General features: G+C 45.0%; 13 protein-coding genes. 6 read left to right on the top strand and 7 right to left on the bottom strand.

The genetic code is table 11. The features are described 5' to 3' along the window. Positions 1 to 45: 45 nt before the first annotated feature. The 5 genes from F0364_RS08995 to F0364_RS08975 all read right to left on the bottom strand — a co-directional run bounded on the left by F0364_RS08995 (position 46) and on the right by F0364_RS08975 (position 8261). Positions 46 to 870, bottom strand: a complete 825-nt coding sequence (locus F0364_RS08995) for a DUF8696 domain-containing protein (RefSeq protein ID WP_153797442.1) — start codon at positions 868 to 870, stop codon at positions 46 to 48. Between the two features lie 21 nt (positions 871 to 891). Then, positions 892 to 4278 (bottom strand): hypothetical protein, encoded by a 3387-nt coding sequence (locus tag F0364_RS08990; RefSeq protein WP_153797441.1) that lies wholly within the window; start codon positions 4276 to 4278, stop codon positions 892 to 894. Positions 4279 to 4299: 21 nt separating this feature from the next. Continuing rightward, on the bottom strand, positions 4300 to 5652 hold the full coding sequence (locus F0364_RS08985; protein ID WP_153797440.1) for a hypothetical protein: 1353 nt from the start codon (positions 5650 to 5652) through the stop codon (positions 4300 to 4302). A 48-nt stretch (positions 5653 to 5700) separates the two neighbouring features. Continuing rightward, entirely contained in the window at positions 5701 to 6972 is a 1272-nt protein-coding gene (locus F0364_RS08980) for a hypothetical protein (protein WP_153797439.1), read from the bottom strand. A 566-nt stretch (positions 6973 to 7538) separates the two neighbouring features. Then, on the bottom strand, positions 7539 to 8261 hold the full coding sequence (locus tag F0364_RS08975) for a hypothetical protein (RefSeq protein WP_153797438.1): 723 nt from the start codon (positions 8259 to 8261) through the stop codon (positions 7539 to 7541). Between the two features lie 433 nt (positions 8262 to 8694). Here F0364_RS08975 and F0364_RS08970 point away from each other — a divergent pair, with 433 nt between their 5' ends. Further along, on the top strand, positions 8695 to 9054 hold the full coding sequence (locus F0364_RS08970) for a hypothetical protein (RefSeq protein WP_153797437.1): 360 nt from the start codon (positions 8695 to 8697) through the stop codon (positions 9052 to 9054). A 342-nt stretch (positions 9055 to 9396) separates the two neighbouring features. Continuing rightward, positions 9397 to 10671, top strand: coding sequence for an amidohydrolase family protein (locus tag F0364_RS08965; RefSeq protein WP_153797436.1), 1275 nt, complete (start codon positions 9397 to 9399; stop codon positions 10669 to 10671). A gap of 55 nt (positions 10672 to 10726) precedes the next feature. Here the strand turns inward: F0364_RS08965 and F0364_RS08960 are convergent, their stop codons facing one another. Beyond that, complete coding sequence (locus F0364_RS08960; protein WP_153797435.1) at positions 10727 to 11023, bottom strand: protease inhibitor I42 family protein; 297 nt, start codon at positions 11021 to 11023, stop codon at positions 10727 to 10729. A 160-nt stretch (positions 11024 to 11183) separates the two neighbouring features. Beyond that, positions 11184 to 12089 (bottom strand): C1 family peptidase, encoded by a 906-nt coding sequence (locus F0364_RS08955; RefSeq protein ID WP_153797434.1) that lies wholly within the window; start codon positions 12087 to 12089, stop codon positions 11184 to 11186. A 304-nt stretch (positions 12090 to 12393) separates the two neighbouring features. Here F0364_RS08955 and F0364_RS08950 point away from each other — a divergent pair, with 304 nt between their 5' ends. The 4 genes from F0364_RS08950 (at position 12394) to F0364_RS08935 (ending at position 18972) form a co-directional block, all read left to right on the top strand. Continuing rightward, positions 12394 to 12783: a hypothetical protein gene (locus F0364_RS08950; protein WP_153797433.1), complete on the top strand. Its 390-nt coding sequence runs from the start codon at positions 12394 to 12396 to the stop codon at positions 12781 to 12783. Between the two features lie 349 nt (positions 12784 to 13132). Continuing rightward, complete coding sequence (locus F0364_RS08945) at positions 13133 to 14425, top strand: TolC family protein (RefSeq protein WP_153797432.1); 1293 nt, start codon at positions 13133 to 13135, stop codon at positions 14423 to 14425. Between the two features lie 25 nt (positions 14426 to 14450). Beyond that, entirely contained in the window at positions 14451 to 15551 is a 1101-nt protein-coding gene (locus F0364_RS08940; RefSeq protein WP_153797431.1) for an efflux RND transporter periplasmic adaptor subunit, read from the top strand. Between the two features lie 295 nt (positions 15552 to 15846). Next, positions 15847 to 18972 carry an efflux RND transporter permease subunit gene (locus tag F0364_RS08935; RefSeq protein WP_153797430.1) on the top strand — a complete coding sequence of 1042 codons (3126 nt, stop codon included), beginning with the start codon at positions 15847 to 15849 and terminating at the stop codon, positions 18970 to 18972. Positions 18973 to 19130 lie beyond the last annotated feature (158 nt).

Raw genomic sequence — 19130 nt, 5'->3', positions numbered from 1 at the left:
TGTTTTCGGTTCGGCATTCATTTCAGTTTGCGCTGATTAGTATTTTTACATTATTGCCCGGGAAAAAATAGTTTCACAATGCTGAAACAACCGCCTGCCAGGGGTCATAGCCCATCTCCGGGCGGAGAGGGGTTGGGGTGAGGCGCCAGGCTGGTAAACCAACCTTCTTTCCACCCTTACTTCTCCCGGATTATTTGTATGTGTATGCCTCAAACTGTTGCTTGTAAGCCCACTGCTGTCTGCATCTGTAACGATCACGAAAACAGACGCCACATCAGAGTATCCAATCGAACCGGACGATAGTTCTGTTACCTTCCTGCGGTAAAATGTTGTTTGCGTCAATGCCGATTCTATAAGCAGGTTGCCACTTGTAGCCAAATCCATATCATCCCAGCTAACCTGGTCTGATGAATACTTCCACTGGTATTCGTAGGATGGTGAGCAGGAGCCGCCGGAGTCACTGCCGCAGTTAATGGCGGCAGGTATTGCCTGGTAACTGATCATCTGACTTTTGGAACTGCTGTCAATCAACCCCGGCATAAGTTCCGGCGCAAACCGCACCGTTATACTGCCGTTCCCGTTAGCGGAAGATGCGGTCAGTTTGCCCTGGGTAGCTGAATCATTCCATACAACAAATACCTGGTTGACATTACCGGGGAAATCCTTGCAGGTACCTGGGTTTAATGTATCCAGGATAATACCCCCGGTAATACATACATGAACAGTTGACAGGGAATCAATATTGCCGCCCAGGATATATTGGTACACCGTATTGGGTGCAATGCAGGCCGGCCCGGAAATAACCGGCTGGCAAAAGCCTTTATGGATAGAAAGTATCAATACTGATACCGCGAAAATCTTTTTGAACATGGGTAATGCTTTGGATTGTTATTAATACTGTATGCCTGCTAATCCTTTGTAATGGTATTGAATGGTCTTAACGATATTGCCATCCATATCCTTCACCCAGGCCAGCCGCCCTATCGCGTCATACACATAATACAGTATCCTGCCGTCCGTTTCACATTGGCTTTTAAGGCCCACCAGTGGTTCGTAGGTGTAAGAAATCATTTGTGCGGATGCCGGGTGCAGCCTCACTTCATCAATCCTCCCTGAGCCTGATATGGTTACACTGGTAACGCCGCTTACTTTATGTTCATAATACGTCCAGCCGTTTACCGTCCGCCCTTTTTTAACCGATGTGCTGCCTGTTACTGAATAACTGGTAGTCCCTTTTGTCCAGTAAGAAACGGTGTAAGCCCCGGTATTTGATAGCGTCCCGAAACTGATATTGCCGCTTGCTAAATTATAAGCATTAACTCCGGTGGGCGATGTATTATCAGCAACCCCTCCGGCGGCATTGTAAGCCCATCCTCCCTTTGCCTGGGTTTCAAAAGAAGTAAAAGCGGCTGTATCACTATTGGTATTGATACATTGTGCCATCAGGGTATTATAGGACTCATCCCATATATAAGCTTTGTCGCCCTGCAGGGTATGCAATGTCCGTATCAGGTTGCTGGTGGAATAATCAGCAGTGCTGTAGGGTTTATAGCGGCTGTCTATATTCACGGAATAAGGGGCTGAGGAACTGAACTTCCAGGGTATAAATTGCGTCCTGAATGTTGGCTGTTGTGCAGATTCCATGATGTAAACATTCATCGGCAAAGCATTTTGGTACACATTGAAACGGCTGCTCACAACTGTTGAATCTCCTGTTGTACTCCGGTTGACAATCGTTTGTTCTATCGGCAGTTCCAGGATATGCTGGTCCCTCATCTGGTACATCTGCGTGGCAAAAATGCCTGATGGGTTGCCCGGGCCAGGTGGCACAATTTCAGCGGAAGTGCGGGTATAGCTAATGGTTTGTGTACCATCTGAATTATGTACCGCTTCAAACATCGGCTGGTAAAAATCATTGTATTTGTAGGTAATTTTCTTTTTTACAGAACTGGTGCCGCTGTAAGTACGCTCCACCACACTATCTTTTAATGTATAAAATGATTTGGCCGGAGACACAAACAGGATAACAGGTCTGTTACCACCTGAACCAAATCCACCGTTGGGCGTGCAACCACTATAGTCAAATCCACCTGACCTGTTTTGAATTGCCCTGATATCATAGAAACTATTGCTGTAATCAGCAATCTTGTAATAGTTCTTTATGGACTTTATTAAATTGTCAGAATTGTCATAATAAAGCTCTTCTATTAGTTTCCCTTCAAGATTGGCTGAGGGTGTTGGAGCAAGGTTTTTATGTGCTGCATCCAGCCAGAATTCATAGGTCTGGTTACCATTAACCGGCGGTGGTTCTCCAGGAGGATAGTATGGGGGTGCAATGTCAAACCCCACCAGGTTGGAATAATTGGAAGACGGCGTATTGATATCAAATTTCTTTACCACGTATCCGTTAGATTCGCCGGATGAACCCTGTTGAGCAATCGTTATTTGGTCGTAGCCGATCAGGATATCATTGAAGTTTACTGCCCCGTTGGAAGAATACTTCATTTGCCCGTTAGAACCGGCACCACATGCTGTAAGTTCATTTGCCGTGGTATAATACTGGATACTGCCCATGTACTTACCGATAGAATATGAATAAGTTGTGGTTCCTGTAAGATTACCTGATTCATAATTGCTTACCGTTTTAACACGTACGCCTCCACCAGTAACAGGGACTGTTGGAACCATAGTGGACTGATGAGGCTCATACTCAAAAGTTGTGCGGCCACCGGTAGGATAAACAACACCTGTCAATATCATGGCTTGAACTGATGTAGCACTGCACTCCCTGTTAAAGCCAATCTGGTTGATATTTAAAGACGAGGATGGAATGGCATTACCTACACCACCAAGGCCGGAATAAGGGATCAGGTGGCTAAAGGAATAGCCATTGGTATGATTGGATACATCGTTATAATACCCCCAATGATCCTGGCCATAAGAATACTTATCCGGAACAACCGTATTATAGTTAAACCGGTAAGGAGGCTGATATGTATCCAGGTTAGCACTTACTGAATCCAGCCTGAGCCTGCTGTTGGAGCATGCAAGGTAACCGCTGGTTGTAAGCGGTGACGGCAAATTGTAAAACAAACCTGCTAAGTAAGTACTCCAGGGCTTGAAACTGGTTTGAAAATAACTGTAATTAAAAGTTGTTGTTTTCTTTACAGCCGAGGTAATTTTATCCGATACCTTTATCTGGGATATCTTCCTGGCGCCGGGACCATATAAATCTGTTCTGGTACTGAGCAGAAAATCAACGACCGCATCAGCGCTTTCAACCCGTGTTAGATAGTACGTAGATTGAAGTACTACATTTTGTGTATAATCATTGGCAACATTGGCAGGACCTCCCGTTGCCAGCCAGTTTACCGAACTACTCATCGTAAAGGCAGGCACTATATAGCCATAATTATTGTAAGTAAACTGGATATAATCTCCCGTTGGGTGTTCTGCTTTTGTGAGTAGCCAAGCGGTTGTTGTGGTAGCCGGCACAACGGGATTACCGGATAATGTGTTGGTGGAGGTTTCTGCCTGGTTGAAATAATATTTAACACCACTGTTGTCTGTTATTGTCCAACCGGTAATATTATTGTTTGCGTCAAGGGTATACACGATCTGTGCCAGGCTTTTCTCCCCAATAAATTTTATCGTGTTGGATACTTTGTCAACATAATACGTTAATGAGTGCCCCATGAAGTTTGCGCGGAAAATATCCGGCTCCCCAGTCCCATACTGCGTCATTTCCTGAACCGCCGCAAGATGATCAAAACTGGTATTAGTAGAACATTCCGGCTGGCCGCTTTCGCAAAGTGTAGAAGGTGTTAATACAGCGTTCTCACCATTGGAGCCTACCCTTGTAAAAATCCGTTGCATACCGGTAGCCAGGTTTGCCGGACTGGTAAGTCCGCGGGTAGTTCCATTAAAATCAGCGCATCCTCTTGTTTCCACGGTTATACGTCCCCCGGCATTTAAATCCCAGCCCAGCCCAACCCACGAAGCTTCTTGGTTTACACGTATGCCTGTTGCCTGGTACGATAGAGTTATGGGCAATTCCAAAAACCTGCTTTTCAGCGTATAAATGGGTATAGCAATATTGGTAGCACCGGTAAATTCATTCACCTGGGTGGCGCCATACTTTTCAAAGCCTGCGGATTCCGGTGATCTCGGCGTATTTACATTAATATAGCTTTGATTGGGGTCTATATTGGTATGCTGCGAATAACCGGCACAGGCGAAAAACACAAAAAGAGAAGATAAAACTATCCTGGTCATCATAATAAATTAAATGGGTACGGCTTATCTTTTGTTTCCTTTAAGTTCATCCAGTTGCTGTTGTTGCTGTTCCAGTAACTTCCTGATGGATAAAATAGCAGCATCCTGTCCTTCCTTGTTTTTCAGGTCCGTCTTTAGCTGGCTGATTACTTTATCCTGGTCAATGATATATAAGGTCAGTTCCTCTATCTTTTTAAGCAGGACTGCCTGCGTATCTCCCAGGTCAACACCACTGTTATTTACGTCCTGTGCAGAAGGCACACCCGGCAAATGTTTGTTTTGAAGAATAAAGGCTTCTACCTTGTTAAGCGGCATCAGATTATATCCTTTTTCAAAAACATAATCAGGCCACCAGTTAGCATAAGCCCTTACAACAGCTTTGGTAAATAAAGCAGTGCCATTAACAGCGAGTTTGTAATCAGACAGATCTCCGGGATTACTGATTGTTCCGATTAAGACCTGCCCAGTAGCAAGCATATTACCACTTACGTGAAGTTTTTGAGTGGGCGAAGTTGTCCCTATCCCAACATTTCCAGCACCTGTCACTCTAAAAGCAGCTGCAAAAGGAGTAGTTGCATCAACTGTACCAATCAGGAAATTACCTGCCGGCGCTATTCCCAGGCTAAGGGAACCGTCAGAAAAAATTTCATTTCCATCCATAATCATATTTCCACCCATGCTAATCCTGAACGCTGCTTTGGAAGCATCATATAAACCTCCCAATGTACCAGAACCATTCACTTGTAGTTTACTCACCGGATCAGTAGTGCCAACCCCTATTTTTCCTTCGGTTGTAAAAACTGTAGGTTTCGCATTGGAATACCCGCCGGGATAGATGAAGAAATCGCCGCTGTTGGTACCAATATCTGCTATTCCAGTTGAACTTCCGGTACGCTCAAATCTTTGCTGTATGGTCGCGTTGTATGCCGCCACATGAAGTCTTATAGCTGGGGTGGTTGTACCAATACCAACATTCCCGTTATTATCAATGCGCATTCTTTCAGCCAGTGTAGTTGTACCATTGGCTACCGTTTCAAAACCCAATGCAGCGCCTCTGGCCGTTAATACATCCCATGGTTCGGTTGTACGCAAACGGATAAGCGCTCCTTCATACCTGGGACCGCTTCCTGTTGCATAAGAACCAAAATAGATGCCGCCGGCTGTTGTACCTACGGTAGAAATATTGCCACCGGTTGCAGTTCGCAATAGACTAAGGGTGTATGCATTGGAGGAAGCGACACTTAATGGCTCTGTAGGTACTACAGATGTTCCAGTACCAATACCCACATTACCAGTAGGGTTAAGATTGTTCTGGGCATTAACGTTAAAAAACGCACCCGTAATAAACAATAGGGACAGAAATGACGCTTTTTTCATTTTATTTGTTTTGATATGCTTAGTTGATTTTTGCTTATTGTTACATTTTTACAACCCCCAACCCACCCTAAACTTCAGCGCCTGCCCCCTCGGCACCTGTTGACCAGCTAATACGTCAAAAAGCAACTGTATACGCCCCTCTTTCTTTTTGCCTATCTTATACTTTTTCGTGATGCCGAATAAAGCGCTCCGTTGCCAGAGGTCCAGGTTTTTTATCTGCCGGAAGTTTTCAAACTCTTTCAGGTACTGGTATTCAAAGCCGCCGCTTAACCACAGACCTCCCCCGGCCCCTCCAAAGGAGGGGAGTTTGGCATCCAGGTACGAACGCAGGCTTATCCCCTGGTGGCTAAGGCTGATATGGTTCCAGCCACGGCCCAGGCCCAGCTTGTAACCACCGCCTACGCCAAAGGATATCTTATCACTTAGTTTGTAGCCCACCATTAACGCTATGTCCATAGTGGCAGGCAGGTAATTGGTAGTACCGCTGGTTTGTATGCTCAGTTGGTGTTCTATGCGCTTGAGGAAGCTTTTAGTCTTTTGACCGTTGGGCTTAAAATCCGGCATGGCATCATCGCTGCTGCCGCCCCCCAGTTTGTTAAGTTTGTCTTTTAACTTGTTAAGCTGGCCTTGTGCGGCCTGTACCTGTTGTTGCAGTAGTTGCTCAGTACCTCCCCCAACCCCTCCAACGGAGGAGAGAGAAGTTCCCAATACCTGTTGTAGCTGTTGCTGCACCTGGGCACGGGTTTGGAGACCCCCTCCAACTCCCCCCGCTGTGGGGAGGGTTGAACCCGGCAAACGGAACAACTGCGACAGGTAACTGTTTTTCTGGAAAAATGATTTGAAGGCGGGTATCTCCCTTATGGCGGCGATGGCTTTCTCTTCCAGTTTTTTGCGGTCTTTGATGAGGGCTTTGTATTCTTTCAGCCTTTCGCTGTAGTAGAATACTTCCTTATTGATGCCTTTGAGGTTTTTTGCCAGGTTTGTATATTGCGAAAGTTGCTCTTGTAGTTGTTGCTGCCTTTGACGGATAAAGTCTTTTATCTCGCTGGCTTTCTGCAGCTTGCCCTGTAACTCTTTTAGCTGGTTGCTTACAGCGGCTACCTTTTTCAGCTTGTCTGCAGGCAGGCCGGGTATCTTTTCCAGGTAGTTCATCGCAGTGCCAAGCGAATCCATTCCAGGCAAGTACTCTTTGAGAGGATAGGAAATGGATTTATCCAGTGGCGCCTGTAACCTGTTTTGCAGTTGCTGGTATTGCTCCTGTGTGCCGCTGAACAGTTCCACGGCTTTAGCGCTGTCTTTGGCTGCGAGCTTTTTACGCAACTTCTCTTCCTGCCTTTGCAGGCGGCGTAATAATTTGGAAGACTGTTTATCTACAGAGGAAGTAAGGCCGGCATATTTGCCTTCGATGGCATTTAATGACTTTGCTGAAATATTTTCCGGTGGAATATGTTGGGAAGAATCTGTGCCCTGGCTGTAAGCAGGTACTGCAATGGAAAGCAGAATAACAATTACAGTTATTACTGCCGCAGGAAAAGGATTACAGTTAGAATTTTTCAGACAAATTGATTTAGTGGTTGCTGTTTTCTAATGGTACTAATCGCTGATAAAGTAAATTGAAATTTTTAAACTTTCCAAAATTGCTGTTTTAATTTTTCATTTTTAATTCCGGCATGCTTTTTAAGAAAGGCCATTTTCTTAAAGAACCAGTGCCAGGCTGAGTGTATTCCTGTGTCAGGTTTAGCTTGTCGAATGCCAGGCTGAGTGTATTCCTATGCCAGGCTGAGCTTGTCGAATGCCAGGCTGAGCTTGTCGAAACCGGACCAGGTAATATAACCTTACTACCCCGCATCCGACAAGCTCAGGCTGACACATCTTAACAACTGTTATCAAATGCTTTCCTTACCCCCTGTTTCACTATCACCAGAGGAACCTTTGCCCCTTTTTCTTACAGGCGGGTACAGTAAGGTAAAATCGAAGAATGCCATACACTGTTCTTCATCCCCGCCGAATTGCTGGGCTACCTCATGCACAATGCTGTTTAATATTTTTTCCACGTTTTCACGGGCGCCCCTGCGGTTAATGCCCGATTCGCTTACAGAGGCTTTTACTTTGGAAACATCGCCCGTAGCATCCCGCCATTGCTGGTCAAATACCTGTAATTGTGTGGCCAGCTCCTGCCCCAGTTGTGCAATGTAAATGGACGATTCTTCATTTACGCGTTTTACCAGGCCGGCCATTTTTGTAATGGTGGCCTTGCTGTACTCAGATACGCCATTGGGATAGAAAGACAGGTAGCCAGGTGATGCAAAACCGCCCAGCAAATGCGCCAGCAAACCTTCTTTTTCACTCATTAAAACTTTAAAGCGCTGTATTATTTCCCTGCGCTGCTGGGTTTTGCCTTTACGGCTGTTTACCGCATTGTCTGTGCTCCTTAACTCCGCCCCAAGGTTAAGCAACGCTGCCTCAAGTTGCGCCGTGTGCGCAGCATAAGCGCTGCTGTTGTCTGAATTTTGCAGCCGGATAACCACATCGTTACCAAAATTGTACAAGCGGGTTTCTGTGATTCTTGTACTGGAAAATAAATTACCGAAAACATTCTTTTTTTTCATTTGAATGGATTTAAACATTGATTACAAATAAAAAGTTGATTGCCCGGCAGAGGATGGATGGATAAAACAGGTACGATTGGTTGAGGGTTAAGGTATAGATTTGAAGCTAAGCTACCACTAATTATTTTTCTACCGGATGCGGTTGATTTTTTTTAAGCTTAAATAAATAAAGTCTCAGTATTTTTTGGGGTACTTGTACAATAAATTATTGACTGCCAATATTCCTCAAAAAATACACCCTTCTTAAAAAAAGCTTAGCAATTAGCCCAACCTGGTTTTACAACAATTTAGTGACTACAGCAGTAAATATGTTTACGGGTTGCCGCGTTACACTCCGGCTGTCCGCCGGTAATTTTCATCCAGGGCTTTTTATTAAACAGGTTGGTATAACCAGGGCAGGTACTGTAATTTTTACCGCGGCCTTGCAAAAACTTTGTTTTGCAGCATTGCACAAATAAACAATGGCATAAATACAAGTTTTTACGGCATTGTTGCAACAAACAATGCTATAAATACAAGTTTTTATGCCATTGTACAAATGAACAATGCTACAAATACAAGTTTTTACGGCATTGTTACAACGAACAATGCTATAAATAAAAGTTTTTGTGCCATTGTACAAATGAACAATGCTACAAATACAAGTTTTTATGACATTGTTACAATGAACAATGCTATAAATAAAAGTTTTTATGACATTGTTACAATAAACAATACAGAAACAGGCAAAGTAAGTGCATTATACACCCTGTGGTGCGGCGAATACTTTGTGAGTGGAATATCTACAACTTAAAACATTGCCCGCAGATAATTTTTCGTTTGCCTTAATACTAATCCCATTTAAAACAACAGGGCCGGTTAAAACCGGCCCGTTTTTGTTCAATCAAAACAATAATTCTTCTGATGTATGCTTTATGATAATTAGTACGCTGCCGCACTTTGCGCCAGGGATAGGAGCAAGTACCCCGCAAAGCCCGTCCTGCAAGGCGGGCTGCGGAGTACTGCGGATAGCCCGGCCCTTCGGGGGCGCCCTTATTGTGGCGCCCGGCCCATAAATCTCTCTGTCTTTACAATGCCAGGCATTTCTTACCCTACTATCCATAGTTTTGTATAGCAACACCAGCACAACACAATTATGATAAAAATATCTTTCTTACTGCTTTCAGTTATCTTATTGCATATCACATTAAACAGTAATGGCCAGCAGGCTTACACAGCTTTTACCGGCGCTACCATTATTGACGGTACAGGCAACCAGCCTGTAACCAACGGCACGCTGCTGGTACAGCATGGGCGTATCATCGCCATCGGTAAAGCAGGAGAAGTTAAGATTCCGCAGGGGGCTGTTGTAAAAAATGTACAGGGCAAAACCATTATGCCCGGCATCATTAACGGTCATGGCCATGTGGGGGAATCGAAAGGTATTGACGGCGGGCATTATAACTACGCCAACATTGTTGATAACCTGGCTATTTATGCCCGCTACGGCATAACAAGTGTGGTTAGCCTGGGTGGCGATAAAAAAGAGGCCGAGCCTTTGCGTGCCATACATGATTCTGCCGCTACCGGCAGGGCAAGGTTATTTATTGCCGGTGAAATTATCAACGGCAATAACGTACAGGAAGCGCTAACCGTTGTTGACGCTAATAACAGCATGGGTGTTGACATTATGAAAATACGGGTGGATGACCAGCTTGGCACATCGCCTAAAATGCCGGCGGCTATTTACTGGCCTGTTATAAGAAGGGCACATGCATTGGGCTATAAAATCGCCTCTCACCTTTACTACCTGGAAGATGCCCGTGACCTGTTGAATGCGGGTACGGATATGCTGGCGCACAGTGTTCGCGACAAGCCGGTTGACGATGCGTTTATCGCACTGCTGAAAGTAAAAAAAGCCAGCTACTGCCCTACCCTTACACGGGAGCTGTCCACCTTTGTGTATGGCGATACTGCGGCATTTTTTGCAGACCCTTTTTTCCAAAAAGAATATGCCGCGGCTATAATACAACCTTTACTCAACCCCGCACGCCAGCAGCAAATACGCAACAGTAAGGCAGCCATTACCTACAAACAACAATTGCCTGTTGCCTTGGCCAACTTAAAAAAACTGCAGGACAATGACATACCCATTGTGTTTGGTACAGACAGTGGCGTACCTACCCGCTTTATGGGTTACTTTGAACATGTTGAAATGCAGATGATGGCAGAAGCAGGGCTTACGCCCATCCAAATCATTGTATCGGCTACAAAAAATGCCGCGGAGAACCTGGGGTTAAAAGGTTTGGGCATGCTGGCACCCGGCAATTGGGCTGATTTTTTGGTATTGGACGCAAACCCGCTAGACGATATTAAGAATACTAAGCAAATTGCAGCGGTGTATGTAAATGGGGTGGAGGTGAAGAGATAGCCAGCCTTACAGATAAAAGTTAACCTAAACTGTTCTACGGTATTGCAAATAAACTCTATTCAATCACTTTAACCTTGATGCTTTCCTGTTTCAAAGGCTTTGCTTTTGATTCCCATGGGCGTTTATACTCAAATGTAATAGTCGCGGTTCCGCATTTTTCACCTTCAACCGAAAATGTAAATATAGCGGGCGAACCTGCAATATTAGTCTCACTCGCTTTTGCTTCAATACTGTTAGAAACAGCAACAATGCCAGGCGGTTGAGTAGTTGCCACCCAGGCAAATCCAGAAGAAGCATTGCCTTGTAAATTGATAGTAAACTGTTCACCTTGCTTTATTGTGCGATTGTTCATGCGCAATTAATTAAGCTCAAAAGTCAACAATTGCCATTACATATGCAAATACCCCGGCAAACATTATTCATTTGCCGGGAATGTTATTTAATGCACTGTAAGAAATTTTCTTACCTGTCTTTACGGGGTTAAGCTGACAGCATTAAGAAACGGCATTAAACTATAATTGATCGAGCCTGAAATTGCCTGTATCCAGAAAATCCGCAGATATAATAGACCAGAAATCTTCTGCCAGGCCTCTTAAAACATACTCATAGGGCAAATATCCATACCCACTTTCCCCCCAGGATATTCCCCATGAATTTCTGATCAAAAATGCTCCGGTGGTTTTATTGTTTCCGTTCTGAATTTCTATTGCATCATCATACCCTACCACCATTACGGCGTGTCCTCCAACCCTTGACTCTCCTATATTGGGATATGGAATTTTTCCGGTTGCGCCAGCGCTATAAATGGAGCTGTAAACAGAAAAGCCGAACATGGATGGTAAACCGGAAGCAGCATACTTTTTAATATTCTCGAGTATCGCGGGTTTATCAAGTTCAGGGGTATCTAACCTAAAGTATTTTATGGATTTATAGTTGGCTGCAAAAGCATAACAAAAACTGGAAGGCTCAATTTCAAACGGATCAGAGGGGATGCCGTTTTCTCCGGTTCTATAATCTGAATAAGGCCAATATTCTTCAGGGCAAATACCAAAGCCGGCAAGTGTTTTCATAGCTGTACGCAGGTACGCCCCAGTGTCGCCTGCCCACCTGAGTAGGTTTCGTGTTACCTTGTAAACAAACAAAGCAGACCCATCCAGGTATGTATTGAAAGCCCGCTTTTGAAAGTATTCAATCATGCCTACCGCGGCCTGGGCGGTACACGACCCAATTTGCCCCTGGTCTTCAACAGGCGAACAATACTCTCTTAAATCTACCGAGGTGGCTAATTTAAAAGCTTTTGCTTTGGCACTCTTTTTTAGTGAACTGGTTATTAGTTTCACTTCAGGGGTTTCGGGTGTAAAATCCCTGAAATCAGGCAGGTCTGGAATCCATCCAAACGAAAGTTTTTTACGTTCCATTTTTTATAGTTGTTTAGTAATAAATAAATCAAATGCACTTGCATGATGTAAATCAGTGCATTCCCCTGTCAAAGGGCCCTGTGTGGGAATATTTAGATTTACAGTAACAAAATTGGCTTTTGGAAAAGGCGGAGACAACAGTGCTTTAGCGGTTTCTAAAAGGAGTATTTAGGTTAACTTAACCTGGGAAAACACGCTTTTAAATATCAGTTGGTTATTAACGTTAAAGATTCCCTATCGTTTAACAACATCTTAAACATTCGCAATCAAATTTCATCTGTACTTTGCACTCGCAAAACTGGACATGAATAAACTGGCAACATATTGCGGCAGGTTCCTGGTTATCATAGTAGCCATGCAAATCATCAACATCGGCCTGTATGCGCAGGACTTTAAGCCGATGACCGCTGCAACGCCGGGCGAAGAGACCAACATCATCAATTCCATCACAGAATACATTGCCGAATCCGTTTTACAAAAAGCCAACAGCTTCCCGGAAAAACGCAATGGCCCCCATAACCAAAGCCACAAACATCACTTAAGCATCAAGCAACACAACATAAAACTAATTAACAGGGAAAACCACTTACAACCCATTCAATCCCTATCGGTTGCCGTTGCTGTTTCCGCCAATGCACAAACACCTTATCACAATTTTGTGCGTGATATAACTCCTCCCCCTCCCAAGGCTTAACGCTTCTTCTCTATCGTAAGGAATGCGTGTAAGCAGCATTTGGCACTTAGCTGAATTACTACTATTAAGCTTCGTTGAGCAATTTGCGTGACAAAGCAGCAAATTGGAACACTTGTACTGTAACGCTTTACTGAGCAACAAATACAGTATCCGGCATTAAAATGTAATTCGGTTATGGCTGTCAGCCTGAGCTTGTCGAAGGCGGATTCATAAAAACAGGGTTTAATAAACCGGTTTCGACAATGCTTCGATAAACTCAGCAGGACAAGCTCGACCTGACATTGTTTCCAGGGCCCCGCATTCCGCATTTGGACAGACTTCATCACGTTATCTCTAAATTTTTCAGGACATGAAACAGTTCTTGCATCAGCCTGCCATACGCAGGGTACTGATGGTGCTGATGCTGGCGGCGGCATACTGCAGCGCTTCAGCGCAAACAGACACATCCATACTTAAACTTAGCGAGGTTGAGAAAATATTTTTAGACAGCAATCTTAGTGTATTGGCAGCCCACTATAATGTTGACGCTAACAAAGCCTATATACAACAGGCCAAATTGTGGGATAACCCCATACTTACTACCGATCAGAACATCTATGCTGACGGTAAATTTTTTGAGCACGGTAAAAATGCAGCAGGCCAACCTGCAGGCCAGTTTTTTGTACAGGTACAGCAACTGATAAAAACAGCAGGCAAACGCAGTAAATTAGTTGACCTGGCCACAACCAATGCAAAACTCAGTGAACTGCAACTGCAGCAAGTTCTTCATAATCTCAGGTACCAGCTTCGCCAGGACTATTATACGCTGGTACAGCAACTGGCAGATAAAGCCTTGTACAACAGCCAGCTTGAGCAGCTAACCCGTTTGCAGACTGCCATGAAAGCACAACTGCAAAATGGCAACATTGCACAGAAAGACTACCTGCGCATACAGGCAGTGGTGATAGCATTGCAGCAGGATATTACAGACCTCAACAGATCCATACTGGATGCGGAAGCTGATTTAAAAACGCTGCTGCGTTTTAATACTGCCGGCTTTATTGTACCGGCGGATACCACACAACCGGAACCGCAACTGGCGGGCAGCATAGAAGAAACGGTTGCCTCCGCCAAACAAAACAATCCCGGTTACCTGTTGCAGCAAACCCAATTGCTTTACCAGCAACAGAACCTGGTGTACCAAAAAGCACTGCGTTCCCCGGACCTTACTGTTGGCCCGGAGTATGACCATAACTCCAATTATGCGCCGCATTATGTAGGCCTCACCATATCACTTCCGCTTCCTTTATTCAACAAAAACCAGGGAAATATAAAAGCAGCAGAATACAGCATCAAGCAGCAGGAAGCTGTTACATCTGAAGCGGAAAACATTTTAAGCAATAACATAAGCAACGCCTGGCAAAAGCTGCAACTAAGCATTCAGCAAAACAATGCCACACAAAAAGAATTCTACGGCAGCTACGGCAACATATTCAACAATATGCTGCAGAGCTACCGGCAGAAACAAATAAGCCTGCTGGAATTTCTTGACTTTTTTGATGCGTACAAAGAAGCACAGTTAAGGCTTCAGCAGCAGCAGCTAAACCTGCGGCTGGCCAAAGAAGAATTAAACTACCAGGCAGGAACAGATATTATACCATAACAAACCCTTATTTAAAAGAACAATTATGAAAGCGATAAATATATTTCCAGGTTTGGTTCTTTTGCTGCTCTGCTTTGCATCCTGCAAAGAGCCCGAGCCTGCGCCGGAAGAAAAAAAACAATTCTGTTTAAGCGATACCATGCAGCACATGATTGCCATTGATTCGGTAAGGATGTGCCGCATTGATGATGAAATACAATTAAGCGGTGAAGTAAGTTTTGATGAAAACAAAGTGGTAAAAATATTCCCCCGCAGCAGCGGCCAGGTGGTTGAATGTAAAGTAACACTTGGCGATAAAGTACAGGCCGGCCAGGTATTGGCCATCATTAAAAGCGCGGATGTTGCCGGCAATTATGCGGATATGAGCAGCGCGGATGCAGATGTGGCCATCGCCAAAAGGCAGATGGACAACCAGGAATCCTTATACAAAGGCGGCATCGCCAGCGAAAGGGAATACACGGAGGCCAAACAGAATTACGGGAAGGCACTGGCAGCAAAAAGAAAGATAGAATCCCTCATCAACATCAACGGCGGCAGGGGGGCACAGCCCGGCGGCAATTACATCATCACCTCTCCCATTACCGGCTACATTGTTGAGAAGAAAGTAAATGCCGGCAACTTCATCCGCCAGGATGAAAGCGATAACCTGTTCACCATTTCCGATTTGAAAGAAGTATGGGTGATGGCCAATGTTTTTGAAACTGATATACCAAGGGTAAAGGACGGCATGCCTGTTAAGGTAACTACACTGGCTTACCCCGACAAAGTGTTTACCGGCACGGTGGATAAAAGCAGCGAAGTACTTGACCCCGTTAACAAAGTAATGAAAGTGCGTGTAAGGCTAAGCAACGATGCACTTGTATTAAAACCGGAAATGTTTACCACCGTTACCGTAACCAATGAGCAGGAAGGTTCGGCATTATGCGTGCCATCAGGCGGCATTGTGGAAGAAAGCGGCAAGACTTACCTGGTGATCTACAAAAACAATTGCGACCTGAGTGTAAAAGAAGTGAGCGTATTAAAAGTCGTGGGTGATAAAACTTACCTGTCTGATGGTGTTCAGGCCGGCGAAAAAATCATTACCAGGAACGCTTTGCTGATTTATGATGAGTTCACTGATAATTAGCCTTCGACAAGCTCAGGCTGACATGGCCTTCGACAAGCTTAAGCAGACAGCTTGTTTACAGGTTGCTGCACAATGGGGAGTAAAGAACAGAACCCTTCGTTAGCTCAGGGCAGGCTACTGCGGCAATTGGTGAAGAGAATTGCCGCAGTACAAGAGTGCGACGCAAGAAAAGCATCATAGTAGTAAGTCAGCCGGGCCCATAAAAATTATTCAACATGTATTCATTGAATACCATTATTCACCGCTTCATGCCTTTGCTGAGTTGGCAGGTGCAGGAAGCTCAACATAAAGCTTTATGGTAAAGCTTATCAAGCAAATCATTCATTTTTCACTGCGGCACAGGTACCTGGTATTTTTTTTAACCGCGGTGCTGGCGGTTATTGGTTTTGTGAGTTACGAGAACACACCGATAGAAACTTTTCCGGATGTAACCAATACGCAAATCATCATCATCTCGCAGTGGCCGGGCAGAAGCGCTGAAGAGGTGGAGAAATTCATTACCATTCCGCTGGAAACATCCCTGAACAGCGTACAGAAGAAAGTAAACCTGCGCACAACCTCCGCATTTGGCCTGAGCTACATACGCATCATTTTCGACGATGATGTTGACGATGCGTTTGCCCGGCAGCAAGTGTTAAGCAGGCTAGGCAATGCAGACCTGCCGGATGGCGTAAAGCCAGATGTGCAGCCGCCGTATGGCCCTACAGGGGAAATATACCGCTACACGCTGAAGAGCAAAACAAAAAGCATACGCGACCTTAACACCATTCAGCAATGGGTGCTTGACAGGCAGTTTAAATCCATACCCGGCGTGGCGGATGTAAACAGCTTTGGCGGCGAAGAAAAAAGTTATGAAGTAAGCGTTAACCCCGAATACCTGATCAAGTACGGGCTTACCTCCCTTGATGTTTACAATGCGGTAGCAAAAAGCAATGTTAATGTTGGCGGCGATGTAATAGAAAAGAATGGCCAGGCCTATGTTGTACGTGGTATTGGCCTGCTGAATAATATTGATGAGATTAACAGCATAATCGTTACCAAAATAAATGGCGTACCTATTCTTATACGCAATGTTGCCACGGTAAGAGAAACCGGCAAGCCACGGCTGGGGCAGGTTTCAAGGGATAACCAGGAAGATGTGATTGAAGGCATTATTGTAATGCGCAAGGGAGAAAACCCTGCGCCGGTACTGGCAGCGATTGAAGCGAAAGTAAAAGACCTGAATGAAAATGTACTGCCGCAGGGTGTAAAGATTGACACGTTTTATGACCGTACCAACCTGATGGATTTTTGTACGGAAACAGTTATTCATAACCTGCTGGAAGGCATTGTACTGGTTACGGTTATCGTGTTCCTTTTCATGGCCGACTGGCGCACTACACTTACCGTTAGTATCATTATTCCGCTGTCGCTGCTGTTTGCTTTTATGTGCATGCGCTTAAAGGGCATGACGGCCAACCTGCTCTCCATGGGTGCTGTTGACTTTGGTATTATCATAGACGGCGCCGTTGTAATGGTGGAAGGCTTGTTTGTAGCGCTTGACCACCGCGCCAAAGAAGTAGGCATGGAGAAGTTTAACAAGCTGGCAAAGTTGGGGTTGTTTAAACAGGTGGGCACCGAAATGGGTAAGGCAATATTTTTCTCCAAGCTCATTATACTTACCTGCCTGATACCCATTTTTTCTTTCCAGAAAGTAGAAGGCAAAATGTTTTCTCCGCTGGCGTATACATTGGGTTTCGCTTTATTGGGCGCACTCATTTTTACGCTTACGCTGGTGCCTGCTTTATCCAGCATACTGCTTAAGAAAAATGTAAGGGAAAAGCATAACCCGGTTGTACTGTTTTTTGAAAGAGGCATTACCAGGCTATTTAATAAAACATACAGATACCCCGTTACAAGCCTTGTGGTGGCGCTATGCATCATGGCAGTTACTTTCTTTTCCGCCAGGTTTTTAGGCACTGAATTTTTGCCCGACCTGGATGAAGGCGCCCTTTGGGTGGAAAGTGAACTGCCCATGAGTGCCAGCCTGCCGCAGGCAGTAGAGATTTCCAACAAGATGATACAGATCATCCGTGAGTTCCCGGAAGTGAAACAAACACTCTCGCAAATGGGCCGCACCAACGACGGAACTGACCCGAAGGGCTTCTTTAATGTACAGGTACAGGTGGACTTAAAGCCCCGCAAAGAATGGCGAAGCGGATTATCGGAGGAAGCCTTGATTGACAGCATGGATATGCAGCTACGAAAAATTCCGGGTGTGATATACAACTATTCACAGCCCATACGCGATAACGTGGAAGAAGCTGTTGCCGGTGTTAACGCGGCTATGGCCGTTAAGATTTTCGGCCCTGATTTTAACACACTGGACAGCCTTGCAGACAAAGTAAAGGATGCCATTAAAGATGTACGCGGCATTGAGGATCTGGGTATTCTGCGCAACCTGGGCCAGCCGGAATTCCGTATTGCATTAGACCAGCAGAAGATGGCGTTATACGGCGTTAATACAGCCGATGCACAGGCTGTGATAGAAATGGCGATTGGCGGTAAAGCAGCATCGCAATTGTATGAAGGGGAACGGAAATTTGACATCCGCGTACGTTACCAGAAAGATTTCCGGGACACGGAGGAGAAGATCAACCGCCTGATGGTGCCGACACAGGATGGTTCTAAAGTTCCCATCAGCGAAATAGCGGGTATTAAAACACTTACCGGCCCCGCCTTCATTTACCGCGATAACAACAGCCGTTATATCGCCGTAAAATTTTCAGTGCGTGAAAGAGACCTGGGCAGCACCATTGCCGAAGCGCAGCAAAAAATGCAGCAGAAAATAAAGCTGCCCAAAGGTTACAGCGCCACATGGAACGGCCAGTTTGAAAACCAGCAGCGTGCCACCAAAACACTTGCACGTGTGGTACCGCTTTGCCTGCTCGGCATCTTCCTTATCCTGTTTGTAACATTTGGTAATGTAAAAGATGCGGTACTAACCATCATGAACGTGCCTTTCGCTTTAATCGGCGGCATCCTCGCATTGCATATAACAGGCATCAACTTCAGCATCAGCGCGGGCATCGGTTTCATTGCGCTGTTTGGTGTTTGCATTCAGAATGGTGTAATACTTATCAGCGTGTTCCGCAAAAACCTGGAGGCAAAAATCCCGTTGCACGAAGCCATACTTGAAGGTGTACGTTCACGCATACGCCCCGTGGTAATGACGGCCCTGATGGCTGCAATAGGCTTACTGCCTGCGGCGCTCAGTCATGGCATCGGCAGCGAAACGCAAAAACCGTTGGCGGTTGTGGTAATTGGTGGTTTGATTACTTCCACCATCCTCACGCTGCTGATACTGCCCATCATTTATTCACTAGTGTTTCGCTTTGTGCATAAAAGAGAAAACATGAAGTTGTTGAAAAAGATAAACTGAAGAAAGTTATGAAGTCAGGAATTCAATAAGACATAAAGACAATAAGGAGAAACAATTCTTGCCGGTTGATTTCGCGGCTCAATCGCTCCTTGACTTCCTGACTCCCTGACTTTTTTGACTCTTTGAGTTTTTGACTTATTGTCTCTTTGACTTAATGA

This window comes from Foetidibacter luteolus (assembly GCF_009650435.1).
GTDB classification, from domain to species: Bacteria; Bacteroidota; Bacteroidia; order Chitinophagales; family Chitinophagaceae; genus Foetidibacter; species Foetidibacter luteolus.
The sequence above is the reverse complement of the archived record's forward strand: the minus strand, read 5'-3'. Positions and strand labels throughout refer to the sequence as shown.